Genomic DNA, 15,643 nt, shown 5'->3' on the forward strand with positions numbered 1-15,643 from the left:
ATGGGCGCGACGGGGGTTGCGGCATGGCGGGAAATCGGCCGGGTGACTGGCATGTTCTGGACCTGGACAAGGATCCGACGCCGGGGGATCCGGACCGGGTGCGGCAGCTCTCGAAGAATCTGCACGACTTCGCGGACGACGTTTCGGACGCGCTGCGCCTGATCAAGGGGATGGCGGACGAGGACGCTGTCCTGCAGTGGGCGGGCAAGTCGGCGAAGGCGTTCCAGGGCGAGTTCTCGGATGTGCCGAAGCAGCTGAAGAAGCTGAAGAAGTCGTACGAGATGGCGGGGGACGCGCTCGCCGACTACTGGCCCAGGCTGGAGCGGGCGCAGGCACTGGCGGACAAGGCGCTCGCGAAGGGGCGGGAGGCGCAGGCCGATCTCACCTCCGCCAAGTCCCGTCTGTCGTCTACCGATTCGTGGGTGACGAAGGCCAACAAGGAAGCGGACAAGTACAAGGACGATCCGACCGGCAGCAAGGACGCGGAGAAGCCGGACGAGGCGAAGGTGCGGGCGGCGACGCGGGACGCGCAGCACGCCAAGTCGGCACAGACCAGTGCCCGGTCGGATGTGACGGACGCGAACAGTGCGCTGGACGCTGCGAAGAAGATGGCCGCGGATGCCCGCAGGATGCGGGAGGAGGCGGCGCGGGACGCGAAGTCGAAGATCGACGAGGCTTCCGATGCCGGAATTCACAACCGGAAGTGGTGGGAGGAGGTCGGGGACTGGTTCTCCGACAACTGGGACACCATCGTCACGGTGTGCAAGGTCGTCGTGGCCGTGGTCGGGATCATCGCGATGATCATCGGGGGGCCGATCCTCGGCGCGATCGTGCTGATCGCCGCGCTGGTCGTCCTCGCCGACACGCTCAATAAGTACGCGAAAGGCCAGGCGTCCCTGTGGGATGTGGGCTTCGCGGCGCTGGACTGCATACCCGGGATGAAGGGGATCACGACCCTCGGGGGGCTGGCGAGGGGGCTCAAGGGCGGCCTTGCCGCGATGAAGGGGCTCAGGGGCAGCCTCAAAGGCATGGGGCTTGCTGCGCGTGGCCTGGGCAAGAACGCGCGCGGCGCCATCGCGGACGGGGCGAAGGGTGCTTTCAACCGGCTCAAGAGCAATATCAAGGGATGCGGCGACCCGGTCGACGTGGCAACCGGTCAGATGTTCCTGGCGGAGACGGACGTCTCCTTGCCGGGCGTACTGCCACTCGTCTTCAGTCGCCGGGTTGCTTCCGGATATCGCACCGGCTGGTGGTTCGGGCCGACCTGGACCTCCACCATCGACCAACGCCTTGAGATCGATGCGCAGGGCATAGTCCTCGTCACCGAAGACGGCATGCTCCTCGCGTATCCGTTCCCCGCGGAGCCGCACGACAAGGTCCATCCTGCGGTCGGCCCGCGTTGGCCTCTGACACTCTTGGACAGCGGTGGCTACCGCGTAGACGATCCGATCACCGGTTTGAGGCGCCATTTCGCTCCGCCGCGTGGAGGTCTGGCACTTCTGGAGCGCATAGCCGACCGAAACCACAACACCATCGATTTCGACTACGACGCAGACGGTACCCCGCTCGCGATCAGGCACTCGGGCGGCTACACCCTCACCTTGAGCGTCCAGGAGAACCGGGTCACCGCTCTGAGCCTTGCAGGGGCCGGGGAGGACCGCTCGGATCTCACGCTCAAGCGGTACGGATACACCGACGGCAACCTGACCGCGGTCATTGGCTCCTCCGGCCTGCCCATGGAATTCACGTATGACGAGCGACTGCGCGTTTCGTCATGGCGGGACACCAACCGCAGCCGGTACGAGTACACGTACGACGACCGGGACCGATGCATTGCTCAGGGTGGTGAAGCCGGGTACGCCACCAACACCTTCACCTACGACGCTGCCGATCCTGCTTGGCCCGGACACCGCGTCACGAAGGTCACCTCGGCCGAAGGAGCTGAATCCCGATTCGTCGTTGACGACCGCAGTCTGGTCGTCGCCGAGATCGATCCCTTGGGCGGTGTGGTCGGCACGGCGTACGACAGCGATCACCACGTCACCTCCTCGACGGATCAGCTCGGGTCCACCACGAGCATCGTGAACAACGAGCTGGGCCAGCCCATAGCGATATCCCGGCCCGACGGCAGTGTCGTGCGCGTCGCTTACAACCACCTCAACCTCGCCACTGCCGTCGAACTGCCGGACGGCAGTTCCTGGAAGTACTCCTATGACGAGCGGGGCAACTGCACGACTGTCACCGACCCCGCCGGAGCCGTCGACCACCGCACCTACACGGCGGCTGGACATCCTGCCGCGATCACCGACGTGTCGGGGTGTACCACCGAGGTGCTCTGCGACACGGCGGGCCTTCCTGTCCGGGCCACGGATGCGCTGGGTGGGGAGTTCCGTTGGGAGCGGGATGCTCTGGGACGGACCGTCGCTCTCACCGATGCGATGGGACACACCATCCATTTCGCATGGTCGGCGGAGGGCAGGCTCGTTCGCCGCTCCACCCCCGATGGCGGGAGCGAGTCGTGGACCTACGACGGTGAGGGCAACTGCCTGAGCCATACGGACCGACTCGGGCAGATCTCCCGCTTCGAGTACACCCACTTCGACCTCCTGGCGGCCCGTACCGACGTCGACGGCACCCGCCACGAGTTCGCCTACGACGCCTCGCTGCGACTCGTCCAGGTCACCGATCCCCTCGGCATGGAATGGAGTTATGCCTATGACGCCGCTGGGCGTCTGACGTCGGAGACGGACTTCAGCGGCCGCAGGCTCACCTACACGCATGACGCCGCAGGCCGTCTCCTGTCACGTACGAACGCCCTGGGCGAGACGGTTTCGTTCGAACATGACGTGCTCGGCCGAATCGTCCGCAAGGACGCCGAAGGGTCGGTCACCACGTTCGCTCACGACCTTTCGGGCCGTCTCCTGCGCGCCACGGGTCCGGACTGCTCGCTCGTGCTGGAGCGTGATCGCCGTGGCCGCCTGCTCTCCGAGACGATCGACGGACGGACTCTCACTTTCGCGTACGACCGGGCAGGCCGTCGCACAAGCCGTACGACCCCCAGTGGCGCGATCAGCACGAGGACTCATGACGCTGCGGGCAACCTCGCTCGGCTCGTCACGTCCGGCCACGTGATCGATTTTGAGCGCACGCCCTCGGGCCAGGAGACGGCCCGGAGCATCGGCGGGAATCTCACCCTGGCTCGCGCCTACGACGAGTCGGGTCGCCTCACGAACCAGTCGGTGACGGCGGGAGACGGACGGTCGATCCAGAGTCGGACCTACACGTACCGCGCCGATGGCTATCTCACCGATGTCGACGAGCAGCTTTCCGGTGCCCGCCGCTTCGAGCTGGATCCAGCGGGACGGGTCACCGCCGTCCATGCCCACAACTGGACCGAGACCTACGCGTACGACGCCGCCGGCAACCAGTCGCACGCCGACTGGCCCAGTACCCACCCGAACCATGAGAGCACCGGTCCGCGCCTCTACGAGGGTACGGACATCACCGTTGCCGGTCAGATGCGTTACGAGCACGATGCCCTCGGCCGCATCATCCTGCGCCAGAAGACGCGTCTGTCCCGCAAGCCGGACACCTGGCGCTACAGCTGGGACGCCGAGGACCGACTGACGTCCGTCATCACGCCGGACGGCACGTGCTTCCGCTACAGGTACGACCCACTGGGGCGCCGCATCGCGAAACAGGGCTTCGCTCCCGACAGCGAAACCGTAACCGAGCAGACCCTGTTCGCCTGGGACGGGACCACGCTCTGCGAACAGACCACCACGGCAGCGGGATTCCCCCATCCGGTCACCCTTACCTGGGATCACCAAGGCCTCCACCCCATTGCCCAGACCGAACGCATATCCGCTGTCGATGCTCCGCAGGACGAGATCGATTCCCGGTTCTATTCGATCGTCACCGATCTCGTCGGTACTCCTACTGAACTCATCGATGAGACCGGGGAGATCGCTTGGCGTGCCCGTAGCACGCTCTGGGGCACAACCGCCTGGGCGTCCGGCAGCACGACCTATACGCCGCTACGTTTCCCGGGACAGTATTTCGACCCGGAATCGGGCCTGCACTACAACTGCTTCCGTCATTACGACCCCGAAACCGGCCGCTACCTCACCACGGACCCCCTCGGCCTTGCGCCGGCTCCCAACTCCAGCACCTACGTTCTCAACCCTCATATATGGACGGACCACCTGGGGTTGGCCCCGGATGAATGCGTACAGTCCATCTTCAAAGCGCCAGGCAGGAACCGCGGGGAAATCGAAGAGAAGTACGGATACAGCGCGGATGACTTCCCCGGAGATCCGGACGGGCCTGACTACGTCTATCCGAACGGGCGCGTGTACTTCGCGAAGGAGCGGGAGCTGGCGGATGTGTACGCAAGGTCGTACGGCGAGGGCGTGGTCGAGATCAAGATTCCGAAGTCTGAATACGCTGCGAAGTACGAGCAGTACGAAAGGAAATACCAAGGCGGACCACTGAAGGAGTTGGAGATCCCGAACAATGTCGTGGAAGATTTGAATCAATACCCGAGAGTGAGGCACAAGTGACGACGGAGCAGTCCTGGGAGGGTGCGAAGCGGACGTATCCACTGGGGAGTGTCGCCCAAGGAAGGGTGAAGGACCGATTCCCCTATGGCGTCTTCCTGGAGCTCGACGACGCTCCAGGGGTCAACGGCTTTCTCGATCTCGTGTCGTACAACCCCGATGGAACCCTCAACGACCCTGAGATCCCCCCGGTTCCGCTGCCCCAGGTCGGCGATCGTGTCGAGGGAGTCGTAGCGGACCACGTCGACCGCGACCGGCAGATCAGGATCCGGGTCGGGCCGCCGTTCTGGGAGTCGTGAGGCGATGCAGCCGCCGGACCTCGCTCAGTGGGGGTTCGCGTTCACCGCGGCCGGTGGATCGTCCTGGCGACCCGGTTGCCGGACTGCCGTCAGCGGGCGTACGCCTTCACGGCGGCTGCTCATGTGGCCCGGCTTCATGGGGAGTTGACGTCGGAGCTGTACGCGGTGCTGCGTGCCGAGGGCCCCGTGGACACTGCCGCTGACGCCATCGACGACGCGCTGTCCTTCGTACCGTTCCCGGATCTGCCGCCGTGGCTCGAGCGCCGGAAGGTGCCCAGAATCGTGCGGAGCAGGATGGAGGGCTGGTGGCAGCCGGCTCGGGAAGGGGCTGCGGCCCCCGGTGGGGCAGTGGTGCGGGGGCGCCGGATCGGGTGCGGGGCGCCGGCGGAGCCGGTTCCCGGATCCAGGTCGTGCCGGGGTTTGACCTTGGTCACCTTGGGGGTACGATCTCCGGCTCGATTGGCCAGCCCCCCGTCCGGTATGGCAGACTAACGGGGTTGCTCGGTCGAGTGCCGATGCTGCGCGCCTCCCGTCGGGAGGACTGGAAGCGAGTCCCACAGTACTCGTCGCCCAATCTGTCGTGAGGCAGCGCTGGGGCGGACGTACGGGAATCTTCCGGGAAGTGTCAGCGGGGTGCAGACCAGGCGCCCGGTGGGTGTTCAGCCCCCGGTCCAGCGGTTGCTTTCGGGCGAGCCGCGTCCCACGCAGGGAAATCCGTTTACGGATATCTGTGCGGCAGGAGCGCGACACACCCGACCGCGTGGGTCGGAGGTCAGGACGCGAACCCCCGAGTGTCAGAGCGTTTTAATCGAGACAAAGGACTACTGAGTAGCCATGGCGGGACAGAAGATCCGCATCCGGCTCAAGGCCTACGACCACGAGGTCATCGATTCGTCGGCGAAGAAGATCGTCGAGACGGTGACGCGCACTGGTGCGTCGGTCGCGGGCCCGGTGCCGCTGCCCACTGAGAAGAACGTGTACTGCGTCATCAAGTCGCCGCACAAGTACAAGGACTCTCGCGAGCACTTCGAGATGCGCACGCACAAGCGCCTCATCGACATCCTCGACCCCACGCCCAAGACCGTTGACTCCCTGATGCGACTCGACCTCCCGGCCGGTGTCGACATCGAGATCAAGCTCTAGGGATCGGTGATCTGAGAATGGCTAAGCAGATCAAGGGCATCCTCGGCGAGAAGCTCGGCATGACGCAGGTGTGGGACGAGAACAACCGTGTTGTTCCCGTCACCGTCGTCAAGGCCGGCCCGAACGTCGTGACCCAGGTCCGTACGAACGACGTCGACGGCTACGAGTCCGTCCAGATCGCGTTCGGCGAGATCGACCCGCGCAAGGTGAACAAGCCCCTCAAGGGCCACTTCGCGAAGGCCGACGTCACTCCCCGCCGCCACCTTGTCGAGATCCGTACCGCTGACGCCAGCGAGTACACCCTCGGCCAGGAGATCACCGCTGAGGTGTTCGAGGCCGGCATCAAGGTGGACGTGACCGGCAAGAGCAAGGGCAAGGGCTTCGCCGGTGTCATGAAGCGTCACAACTTCAAGGGCCTCGGCGCCGGACACGGTGTCCAGCGCAAGCACCGCTCCCCCGGCTCCATCGGTGGCTGTGCCACCCCGGGCCGTGTGTTCAAGGGCGTCCGCATGGCGGGCCGCATGGGCAACGAGCGGGTCACCACCCAGAACCTGACCGTTCACGCCGTTGACGCGGAGAAGGGCCTGCTCCTCATCAAGGGAGCGATCCCTGGTCCGAACGGCGGCCTCGTCCTGGTCCGTACCGCGGCCAAGGGGGCCTGAGGACATGAGCACCATTGACATTCTGTCGCCCTCCGGCGACACCGCCGGGACCGTTGAGCTCCCGGCGGAGATCTTCGATGTAGAGAAGATCAGCATCCCGCTGCTTCACCAGGTTGTCGTCGCGCAGCTGGCCGCGGCCCGTCAGGGCACGCACAAGGTCAAGCGTCGTGGCGAGGTCCGTGGTGGTGGCCGCAAGCCTTACCGCCAGAAGGGCACCGGCCGCGCCCGTCAGGGTTCGACCCGCGCGCCGCAGTTCGCCGGCGGTGGCGTCGTCCACGGCCCCACGCCGCGTGACTACTCGCAGCGGACCCCGAAGAAGATGAAGGCCGCGGCCCTGCGCCACGCCCTCACCGACCGGGCCCGCAACGCTCGCATCCACGTCATCACCGGCGTGATCGAGGGCGAGACCCCCTCCACCAAGGCCGCGAAGAGCTTCCTCGGCAAGGTCAGCGAGCGCAAGAACGTGCTCCTGGTCATCGAGCGCTCCGACGAGGCCGCGCTGCTCTCCGCGCGCAACCTGCCCCAGGTCCACATCCTGGAGCCGGGCCAGCTGAACACGTACGACGTTCTCGTCTCGGACGACGTGGTCTTCACCCAGGCCGCTTTCGAGTCCTTCGTGTCTGGCCCCCAGGCCGCTGACACCGAAGGGAGCGAAGCCTGATGGCTACGCGTCACCCGAGCATCGCCTCGAAGGCCGCCAAGGCCAAGAAGGTCGCGCGCATCGCCAAGGCGAAGCGCCACGAGGCCGAAGGCAAGAACACCGTCGAGACCCCGCTGAGCAAGAGCTTCACGGATCCCCGTGACGTCCTCCTCAAGCCGGTCGTCTCGGAGAAGAGCTACGCGCTCCTCGACGAGGGCAAGTACACCTTCGTCGTGGACCCGCGGGCCAACAAGACCCAGATCAAGCAGGCCGTCCAGGCGGTCTTCTCGGTCAAGGTCACCGGGGTCAACACGATCAACCGTCAGGGCAAGCGCAAGCGCACCAAGACGGGCTTCGGCAAGCGTGCCGACAGCAAGCGCGCGATCGTGACCCTCGCTGAGGGCGACCGTATCGACATCTTCGGCCAGGCCTCCTAACGGAGTGCCCTGGTCCGAATATCGGACGAGGACTGAGAAATGGGAATCCGCAAGTACAAGCCGACTACGCCGGGCCGTCGTGGCTCCAGCGTCGCCGACTTCGTCGAGGTCACGCGGTCCACGCCGGAGAAGTCGCTGGTTCGCCCCCTGCACAGCAAGGGCGGCCGTAACAATTCCGGTCGTGTGACCGTTCGCCACCAGGGTGGCGGACACAAGCGCGCCTACCGAGTGATCGACTTCCGTCGTCACGACAAGGACGGCGTGCCGGCGAAGGTCGCGCACATCGAGTACGACCCCAACCGCACCGCGCGCATCGCGCTGCTGCACTACGCGGACGGCGAGAAGCGCTACATCCTCGCCCCCCGCAACCTGTCGCAGGGTGACCGCGTCGAGAACGGTCCCGGGGCCGACATCAAGCCGGGCAACAACCTGGCGCTCCGCAACATCCCGGTCGGTACCACGATCCACGCGATCGAGATCCGTCCCGGTGGCGGCGCCAAGTTCGCCCGCTCCGCCGGTGCCTCGGTGCAGCTGCTCGCGAAGGAGGGCACCATGGCCCACCTCCGCATGCCGTCGGGTGAGATCCGTCTGGTCGACCAGCGCTGCCGCGCCACGGTCGGCGAGGTCGGCAACGCCGAGCAGAGCAACATCAACTGGGGTAAGGCCGGCCGTAAGCGCTGGCTGGGCGTTCGCCCGTCCGTCCGCGGTGTGGCGATGAACCCGGTTGACCACCCGCACGGTGGTGGTGAGGGTAAGACCTCCGGTGGTCGCCACCCGGTCTCCCCGTGGGGTCAGAAGGAGGGTCGTACTCGTTCGCCGAAGAAGGCTTCGAACAAGTACATCGTCCGCCGCCGCAAGACGAACAAGAAGCGCTAGGAGCGGGTTTAGATGCCGCGCAGTCTCAAGAAGGGACCCTTCGTCGACGGACACCTTGTAAAGAAGGTGGACGTACAGAACGAAGCCGGTACCAAGAACGTCATCAAGACCTGGTCCCGTCGCTCGATGATCATCCCGGCCATGCTCGGCCACACGATCGCGGTGCACAACGGCAAGACCCACATCCCGGTGTTTGTCACCGAGTCGATGGTCGGCCACAAGCTCGGCGAGTTCTCGCCGACGCGCACCTTCCGGGGTCACGTCAAGGACGACCGGAAGTCGAAGCGCCGCTAACGCGGGGTGGAATCGACCATGACAGACACTGGAAGGACAACCATGGAAGCCAGGGCCCAGGCGCGGTACATCCGCGTTACGCCCATGAAGGCCCGCCGAGTGGTGGACCTTATCCGTGGCATGGATGCCACGGAGGCTCAGGCGGTCCTGCGTTTCGCCCCGCAGGCCGCGAGCGTGCCCGTCGGCAAGGTGCTTGACAGCGCCATCGCCAACGCCGCACACAACTACGACCACACCGACGCCGGCAGCCTCGTCATCTCCGAGGCCTACGTCGACGAGGGTCCGACCCTGAAGCGGTTCCGTCCGCGTGCCCAGGGCCGTGCCTACCGGATCCGCAAGCGGACCAGCCACATCACCGTGGTCGTCAGCAGCAAGGAAGGAACCCGGTAATGGGCCAGAAGGTTAACCCGCATGGGTTCCGGCTCGGCATCACCACGGACTTCAAGTCCCGCTGGTACGCCGACAAGCTGTACAAGGACTACGTCAAGGAAGACGTCGCCATCCGTCGGATGATGACGTCCGGCATGGAGCGCGCCGGCATCTCGAAGGTTGAGATCGAGCGCACCCGTGACCGCGTGCGGGTGGACATCCACACCGCGCGTCCCGGCATCGTCATCGGCCGCCGTGGCGCCGAGGCCGACCGCATCCGCGGCGACCTCGAGAAGCTCACGGGCAAGCAGGTCCAGCTGAACATCCTCGAGGTCAAGAGCCCCGAGACCGATGCTCAGCTCGTCGCCCAGGCCGTTGCCGAGCAGCTCTCCTCCCGCGTCTCCTTCCGTCGCGCCATGCGTAAGAGCATGCAGGGCACGATGAAGGCCGGCGCCAAGGGCATCAAGATCCAGTGCGGTGGCCGTCTCGGCGGCGCCGAGATGTCCCGCTCGGAGTTCTACCGCGAGGGCCGTGTGCCCCTGCACACGCTCCGCGCGAACGTCGACTACGGCTTCTTCGAGGCCAAGACGACCTTCGGCCGTATCGGTGTGAAGGTCTGGATCTACAAGGGCGATGTCAAGAACATCGCCGAGGTCCGCGCCGAGAACGCCGCTGCCCGTGCGGGTAACCGCCCGGCCCGTGGTGGCGGCGCGAGCGACCGCCCGGCCCGTGGTGGTGGCCGTGGTGGCGAGCGTGGCGGCCGCGGCCGCAAGCCGCAGCAGCAGTCCGCGCCGGCTGCCGAGGCCCCCAAGGCCGAGGCTCCCGCCGCCGCTGCCGCTCCGGCTGAGAGCACCGGAACGGAGGCCTGACCGACATGCTGATCCCCCGTAGGGTCAAGCACCGCAAGCAGCACCACCCGAAGCGCCGTGGTCAGGCCAAGGGCGGTACGCAGGTTTCGTTCGGCGAGTACGGCATTCAGGCCCTCACGCCGGCGTACGTGACGAACCGCCAGATCGAGGCCGCTCGTATCGCGATGACCCGCCACATCAAGCGTGGCGGCAAGGTCTGGATCAACATCTACCCGGACCGCCCGCTCACGAAGAAGCCTGCCGAGACCCGCATGGGTTCCGGTAAGGGTTCCCCCGAGTGGTGGATCGCGAACGTGCACCCGGGCCGGGTCATGTTCGAACTGTCCTACCCCAACGAGAAGATCGCCCGTGAGGCCCTCACTCGCGCAGCCCACAAGCTGCCGATGAAGTGCCGGATCGTCAAGCGCGAGGCAGGTGAAGCGTGATGTCGGCCGGTACCAAGGCGTCCGAGCTGCGCGAACTGGGTGACGAGGAGCTTCTCGCGAAGCTCCGCGAAGCCAAGGAAGAGCTGTTCAACCTCCGTTTCCAGGCGGCGACCGGTCAGCTCGAGAACCACGGTCGGCTCAAGGCCGTCCGTAAGGACATCGCGCGGATCTACACCCTGATGCGTGAGCGCGAGCTGGGCATCGAGACGGTGGAGAGCGCCTGATGAGCGAGAGCAACGTGACTGAGCAGAAGACCGAGCGTGGCTTCCGCAAGACCCGTGAGGGTCTCGTCGTCAGCGACAAGATGGACAAGACCGTCGTCGTCGCTGTCGAGGACCGCGTGAAGCACGCGCTGTACGGCAAGGTCATCCGCCGTACCAGCAAGCTCAAGGCCCACGACGAGCAGAACGCCGCCGGCGTCGGCGACCGCGTCCTCCTGATGGAGACCCGGCCGCTGTCCTCGACGAAGCGCTGGCGCATCGTCGAGATCCTCGAGAAGGCCAAGTAAGTACCTCAGGCCCTGGAAACAATTTCTAGGGGCCCCTGAGGTTGGTTCCGCCAGGCTCGGGGCGGGGTCGTGCTGAACGACCCCGCCCCGGGAACCGGCAGACAAACAGGAGATAGACGTGATCCAGCAGGAGTCGCGACTGCGTGTCGCCGACAACACTGGTGCGAAGGAAATCCTTTGCATCCGTGTGCTCGGTGGCTCCGGTCGCCGCTACGCGGGCATCGGTGACGTGATCGTCGCCACCGTCAAGGACGCGATCCCCGGCGGCAACGTGAAGAAGGGTGACGTCGTCAAGGCTGTCATCGTTCGCACCGTCAAGGAGCGCCGCCGTCCGGACGGCTCGTACATCCGCTTCGACGAGAACGCCGCCGTCATTCTGAAGAACGACGGCGACCCTCGCGGCACCCGTATCTTCGGCCCCGTCGGCCGTGAGCTGCGCGAGAAGAAGTTCATGAAGATCATCTCGCTCGCGCCGGAGGTGCTGTAAGCATGAAGATCAAGAAGGGCGACCTGGTTCAGGTCATCACCGGTAAGGACAAGGGCAAGCAGGGCAAGGTCATTGCCTCTTACCCGCGCGACGAGCGCGTCCTGGTCGAGGGTGTCAACCGGGTCAAGAAGCACACGAAGGCCGGTCCGACCGCCAAGGGTTCTCAGGCCGGTGGCATCGTCACGACCGAGGCGCCCGTCCACGTCTCCAACGTCCAGCTGGTCGTTGAGAAGGACGGCAACAAGGTTGTCACGCGCGTCGGTTACCGCTTCGACGAAGAGGGCAACAAGATCCGCGTTGCCAAGCGGACGGGTGAGGACATCTGATGGCTACCACCACCACTCCGCGTCTCAAGACGAAGTACCGCGAGGAGATCGCGGCGAAGCTGCAGGAAGAGTTCTCCTACGAGAACGTCATGCAGACGCCGGGCCTCGTCAAGATCGTGGTCAACATGGGTGTCGGCGACGCCGCCCGTGACTCGAAGCTCATGGACGGTGCCGTCCGTGACCTGACCACGATCACCGGTCAGAAGCCGGCCGTCACCAAGGCCCGCAAGTCCATCGCGCAGTTCAAGCTGCGTGAGGGTCAGCCGATCGGTGCCCACGTCACGCTCCGTGGCGACCGCATGTGGGAGTTCCTGGACCGCACCCTGTCGCTCGCGCTCCCGCGCATCCGCGACTTCCGTGGTCTGTCCCCCAAGCAGTTCGACGGCCGTGGCAACTACACCTTCGGTCTCACGGAGCAGGTCATGTTCCACGAGATCGACCAGGACAAGATCGACCGTACCCGGGGCATGGACATCACCGTGGTGACCACGGCGACCAACGACGCTGAGGGCCGTGCCCTTCTCCGTCACCTCGGCTTCCCCTTCAAGGAGGCGTAAGCGAGATGGCGAAGAAGGCTCTGATTGCCAAGGCTGCTCGTAAGCCCAAGTTCGGTGTGCGTGGCTACACGCGCTGCCAGCGCTGCGGTCGTCCGCACTCCGTGTACCGCAAGTTCGGCCTGTGCCGCATCTGCCTTCGTGAGATGGCTCACCGTGGCGAGCTGCCGGGCGTGACCAAGAGTTCCTGGTAGTCCCTGTAATTCAGGGATCCAGGACTCTCGGTAAGTAAAGGGTTCTGTCAGGCGCCCCTCTCTCCATGGCTTAGGCTAGGAGGGTTGGGCGCTTGACGCCCAGACGACTTACTACGCCGTAGGTCCCCGCACCGCACCCGTCCCGCCACTGAGTGGGGAGAGGGATGGCGCATACAGGAAACCCCGGCGAGAGAGGCCGAAGGCCAATTCATGACCATGACTGATCCCATCGCAGACATGCTTACCCGTCTGCGTAACGCGAACTCGGCGTACCACGACGATGTCGCGATGCCGCACAGCAAGATCAAGTCTCACATCGCGGAGATCCTCCAGCAGGAGGGCTTCATCACCGGCTGGAAGGTCGAGGACGCCGAGGTCGGCAAGAAGCTCGTCCTCGAGCTGAAGTTCGGCCCGAACCGTGAGCGCTCCATCGCGGGCATCAAGCGGATCTCGAAGCCGGGTCTGCGTGTGTACGCGAAGTCCACCTCCCTGCCCAGGGTGCTCGGTGGCCTCGGCGTGGCGATCATCTCCACGTCACACGGTCTCCTCACCGACAAGCAGGCCGGCAAGAAGGGCGTAGGCGGAGAAGTCCTCGCCTACGTCTGGTAGAAGGGAACGGAGGAAACAGCTATGTCGCGTATTGGCAAGCTCCCCATCACGGTTCCCGCCGGCGTGGACGTCACCATCGACGGCCGTACGGTCCAGGTGAAGGGTCCCAAGGGCTCCCTCTCCCACACCGTCGCGGCGCCGATCGAGGTCGCCAAGGGCGAGGACGGCATTCTCAATGTCACCCGCCCGAACGACGAGCGTCAGAACAAGGCCCTCCACGGCCTGTCCCGCACGCTGGTGGCGAACATGATCACCGGCGTGACCACGGGTTACGTGAAGAAGCTCGAAATCAGCGGTGTCGGTTACCGCGTCCTGGCGAAGGGCTCCAACCTGGAGTTCTCGCTCGGCTACAGCCACTCGATCACGGTCGAGGCGCCCGAGGGCATCTCGTTCAAGGTCGAGAACCCGACGCACTTCTCGGTCGAGGGAATCGACAAGCAGAAGGTCGGCGAGGTTGCGGCCAACATCCGCAAGCTGCGCAAGCCCGACCCGTACAAGGCCAAGGGCGTCAAGTACGAGGGCGAAGTCGTCCGGCGCAAGGTCGGAAAGGCGGGTAAGTAAGCCATGGCATACGGTGTCAAGATTGCTAAGGGCGACGCTTACAAGCGTGCTGCCATCAAGCGTCGTCACATCCGGATCCGTAAGCACATCTCGGGTACGGCTGAGCGTCCGCGCCTGGTCGTGACGCGCTCCAACCGTCACATCGTGGCCCAGGTCATCGACGACGTTAAGGGTCACACCCTCGCGTCGGCGTCGACCCTGGACACCACGGTCCGCGGTGCCGAGGGCGACAAGTCCGCGCAGGCCAAGTCGGTCGGCGCCCTGGTCGCCGAGCGCGCCAAGGCCGCCGGTGTCGAGGCTGTCGTATTCGACCGTGGTGGAAACCAGTACGCCGGGCGCATCGCCGCCCTGGCGGACGCCGCCCGCGAAGCCGGACTCAAGTTCTGAGTCGCCCGTCGCGCTAGCGACTTGATTGTCGCTGCGTAGCTAGCGGAAAAAGAGAGAGGTAATCCAATGGCTGGACCCCAGCGCCGTGGAAGCGGTGCCGGTGGCGGCGAGCGGCGGGACCGGAAGGGCCGTGACGGCGGCGCTGCTGCCGAGAAGACCGCGTACGTTGAGCGCGTTGTCGCGATCAACCGCGTCGCCAAGGTTGTGAAGGGTGGTCGTCGCTTCAGCTTCACCGCGCTTGTCGTGGTAGGCGATGGTGACGGCACCGTCGGTGTCGGTTACGGCAAGGCCAAGGAGGTGCCGGCCGCGATCGCCAAGGGTGTTGAAGAGGCCAAGAAGCACTTCTTCAAGGTCCCCCGTATCCAGGGCACCATCCCGCACCCGATCACGGGCGAGAAGGCCGCGGGCGTCGTCCTGCTCAAGCCTGCTTCCCCCGGTACCGGCGTTATCGCCGGTGGCCCGGTGCGAGCTGTCCTGGAGTGCGCCGGCGTTCACGACATCCTGTCGAAGTCGCTCGGTTCTTCCAACGCGATCAACATCGTGCACGCGACCGTGGCGGCCCTCAAGGGCCTGCAGCGTCCCGAGGAGATCGCGGCTCGCCGTGGTCTGCCCCTCGAGGACGTCGCCCCCGCGGCTCTCCTTCGTGCACGTGCCGGGGCGGGTGCGTAATGGCTCGCCTCAAGGTCACGCAGACGAAGTCGTACATCGGCAGCAAGCAGAACCACCGTGACACCCTGCGTTCCCTTGGTCTCAAGGGCATCAACACGCAGGTCGTCAAGGAGGACCGCCCCGAGTTCCGCGGAATGGTTCACACCGTCCGCCACCTCGTGACGGTCGAGGAGGTCGACTGATCATGGCGGAAAACAACCCGCTCAAGATCCACAACCTCCGTCCCGCCCCGGGCGCCAAGACCGCCAAGACCCGTGTTGGTCGTGGTGAGGCGTCGAAGGGTAAGACGGCTGGTCGTGGTACCAAGGGCACGAAGGCCCGCTACCAGGTTCCGGAGCGCTTCGAGGGTGGCCAGATGCCCCTCCACATGCGTCTTCCGAAGCTGAAGGGCTTCCGGAACCCGTTCAAGACCGAGTTCCAGGTCGTGAACCTCGACAAGCTGGGCGCGCTGTACCCGGAGGGTGGCGAGGTCACCGTCGAGGGTCTCGTCGCCAAGGGTGCCGTTCGCAAGAACAGCCTCGTCAAGGTCCTCGGCCAGGGCGAGATCTCCGTGGCGCTGCAGGTGACGGTCGACGCCGTCTCCGGCTCCGCCAAGGAGAAGATCACCGCCGCCGGCGGTACCGTCACCGAACTCGTCTGATTTCAACAGGCGTCTCGATGACCTGAACGATCCCAACCGGGGATGCCCATAAAAGGGGCATCCCCGGTTGGTCGTTCCAAGGGGGGCAGTGTCGCCGGTAAGGTGGCCTGCACTGTTGATTTTCGTCCGGCGTGC

23 protein-coding genes are annotated in these 15,643 nt (G+C 65.5%); all 23 read left to right on the forward strand.

Annotated elements, in window-relative coordinates:
- The first annotated feature begins 23 nt into the window (after positions 1-23).
- The 23 genes from OG485_RS25750 (at position 24) to rplO (ending at position 15,508) form a co-directional block, all read left to right on the forward strand.
- Positions 24-4,562 carry a DUF6531 domain-containing protein gene (locus tag OG485_RS25750; protein ID WP_328670901.1) on the forward strand — a complete coding sequence of 1,513 codons (4,539 nt, stop codon included), beginning with the start codon at positions 24-26 and terminating at the stop codon, positions 4,560-4,562.
- Positions 4,559-4,858, forward strand: coding sequence for a hypothetical protein (locus tag OG485_RS25755; protein WP_328670902.1), 300 nt, complete (start codon positions 4,559-4,561; stop codon positions 4,856-4,858). The genes OG485_RS25750 and OG485_RS25755 overlap by 4 nt, the downstream gene beginning before the upstream one ends.
- An 834-nt stretch (positions 4,859-5,692) precedes the next feature.
- Positions 5,693-6,001 carry a 30S ribosomal protein S10 gene (gene rpsJ, locus OG485_RS25760; protein ID WP_003948644.1) on the forward strand — a complete coding sequence of 103 codons (309 nt, stop codon included), beginning with the start codon at positions 5,693-5,695 and terminating at the stop codon, positions 5,999-6,001.
- 17 nt (positions 6,002-6,018) lie between these two features.
- Positions 6,019-6,663 carry a 50S ribosomal protein L3 gene (gene rplC, locus OG485_RS25765; protein WP_037627001.1) on the forward strand — a complete coding sequence of 215 codons (645 nt, stop codon included), beginning with the start codon at positions 6,019-6,021 and terminating at the stop codon, positions 6,661-6,663.
- Between the two features lie 4 nt (positions 6,664-6,667).
- On the forward strand, positions 6,668-7,324 hold the full coding sequence (gene rplD / locus OG485_RS25770; RefSeq protein ID WP_037627000.1) for a 50S ribosomal protein L4: 657 nt from the start codon (positions 6,668-6,670) through the stop codon (positions 7,322-7,324).
- Complete coding sequence (rplW, locus tag OG485_RS25775) at positions 7,324-7,740, forward strand: 50S ribosomal protein L23 (RefSeq protein WP_103549184.1); 417 nt, start codon at positions 7,324-7,326, stop codon at positions 7,738-7,740. Before rplD ends, rplW begins: the two co-directional genes overlap by 1 nt.
- A gap of 39 nt (positions 7,741-7,779) precedes the next feature.
- Positions 7,780-8,616, forward strand: coding sequence for a 50S ribosomal protein L2 (gene rplB, locus OG485_RS25780; RefSeq protein WP_153289116.1), 837 nt, complete (start codon positions 7,780-7,782; stop codon positions 8,614-8,616).
- A 12-nt stretch (positions 8,617-8,628) separates the two neighbouring features.
- Positions 8,629-8,910, forward strand: coding sequence for a 30S ribosomal protein S19 (gene rpsS / locus OG485_RS25785; RefSeq protein ID WP_024755409.1), 282 nt, complete (start codon positions 8,629-8,631; stop codon positions 8,908-8,910).
- 42 nt (positions 8,911-8,952) lie between these two features.
- Entirely contained in the window at positions 8,953-9,300 is a 348-nt protein-coding gene (gene rplV / locus OG485_RS25790) for a 50S ribosomal protein L22 (protein ID WP_006604878.1), read from the forward strand.
- The gene (rpsC, locus tag OG485_RS25795; RefSeq protein ID WP_326786061.1) at positions 9,300-10,148 is read left to right on the forward strand and encodes a 30S ribosomal protein S3; all 849 of its coding nucleotides are present in this window, start codon (positions 9,300-9,302) and stop codon (positions 10,146-10,148) included. Before rplV ends, rpsC begins: the two co-directional genes overlap by 1 nt.
- Positions 10,149-10,153: 5 nt before the next feature.
- Positions 10,154-10,573: a 50S ribosomal protein L16 gene (rplP, locus tag OG485_RS25800; RefSeq protein WP_010986348.1), complete on the forward strand. Its 420-nt coding sequence runs from the start codon at positions 10,154-10,156 to the stop codon at positions 10,571-10,573.
- Positions 10,573-10,797, forward strand: coding sequence for a 50S ribosomal protein L29 (gene rpmC, locus OG485_RS25805; RefSeq protein WP_003998824.1), 225 nt, complete (start codon positions 10,573-10,575; stop codon positions 10,795-10,797). The genes rplP and rpmC overlap by 1 nt, the downstream gene beginning before the upstream one ends.
- The gene (gene rpsQ, locus OG485_RS25810; RefSeq protein ID WP_181863401.1) at positions 10,797-11,081 is read left to right on the forward strand and encodes a 30S ribosomal protein S17; all 285 of its coding nucleotides are present in this window, start codon (positions 10,797-10,799) and stop codon (positions 11,079-11,081) included. Before rpmC ends, rpsQ begins: the two co-directional genes overlap by 1 nt.
- 118 nt (positions 11,082-11,199) lie before the next feature.
- Positions 11,200-11,568, forward strand: coding sequence for a 50S ribosomal protein L14 (gene rplN, locus OG485_RS25815; RefSeq protein WP_003998823.1), 369 nt, complete (start codon positions 11,200-11,202; stop codon positions 11,566-11,568).
- A 2-nt stretch (positions 11,569-11,570) separates the two neighbouring features.
- The gene (gene rplX, locus OG485_RS25820; protein ID WP_328670903.1) at positions 11,571-11,894 is read left to right on the forward strand and encodes a 50S ribosomal protein L24; all 324 of its coding nucleotides are present in this window, start codon (positions 11,571-11,573) and stop codon (positions 11,892-11,894) included.
- Entirely contained in the window at positions 11,894-12,451 is a 558-nt protein-coding gene (gene rplE, locus OG485_RS25825; protein WP_328449238.1) for a 50S ribosomal protein L5, read from the forward strand. The genes rplX and rplE overlap by 1 nt, the downstream gene beginning before the upstream one ends.
- Before the next feature lie 5 nt (positions 12,452-12,456).
- The gene (locus OG485_RS25830) at positions 12,457-12,642 is read left to right on the forward strand and encodes a type Z 30S ribosomal protein S14 (RefSeq protein ID WP_261705331.1); all 186 of its coding nucleotides are present in this window, start codon (positions 12,457-12,459) and stop codon (positions 12,640-12,642) included.
- Between the two features lie 210 nt (positions 12,643-12,852).
- Positions 12,853-13,251, forward strand: a complete 399-nt coding sequence (gene rpsH / locus OG485_RS25835) for a 30S ribosomal protein S8 (RefSeq protein WP_261705332.1) — start codon at positions 12,853-12,855, stop codon at positions 13,249-13,251.
- A gap of 21 nt (positions 13,252-13,272) precedes the next feature.
- A complete protein-coding gene (gene rplF, locus OG485_RS25840; RefSeq protein ID WP_269247080.1) occupies positions 13,273-13,812 on the forward strand; it encodes a 50S ribosomal protein L6 in 540 nt (179 codons plus the stop codon).
- A 3-nt stretch (positions 13,813-13,815) separates the two neighbouring features.
- The gene (gene rplR, locus OG485_RS25845; RefSeq protein WP_168510320.1) at positions 13,816-14,199 is read left to right on the forward strand and encodes a 50S ribosomal protein L18; all 384 of its coding nucleotides are present in this window, start codon (positions 13,816-13,818) and stop codon (positions 14,197-14,199) included.
- 66 nt (positions 14,200-14,265) lie between these two features.
- A complete protein-coding gene (gene rpsE, locus OG485_RS25850) occupies positions 14,266-14,868 on the forward strand; it encodes a 30S ribosomal protein S5 (RefSeq protein ID WP_055513610.1) in 603 nt (200 codons plus the stop codon).
- Entirely contained in the window at positions 14,868-15,050 is a 183-nt protein-coding gene (gene rpmD, locus OG485_RS25855; protein ID WP_055553514.1) for a 50S ribosomal protein L30, read from the forward strand. The genes rpsE and rpmD overlap by 1 nt, the downstream gene beginning before the upstream one ends.
- A gap of 2 nt (positions 15,051-15,052) precedes the next feature.
- Positions 15,053-15,508 (forward strand): 50S ribosomal protein L15, encoded by a 456-nt coding sequence (gene rplO / locus OG485_RS25860; protein WP_189190330.1) that lies wholly within the window; start codon positions 15,053-15,055, stop codon positions 15,506-15,508.
- Positions 15,509-15,643: the final 135 nt, after the last annotated feature.

Source organism: Streptomyces sp. NBC_00328, from assembly GCF_036139655.1.
GTDB lineage: Bacteria > Actinomycetota > Actinomycetes > Streptomycetales > Streptomycetaceae > Streptomyces.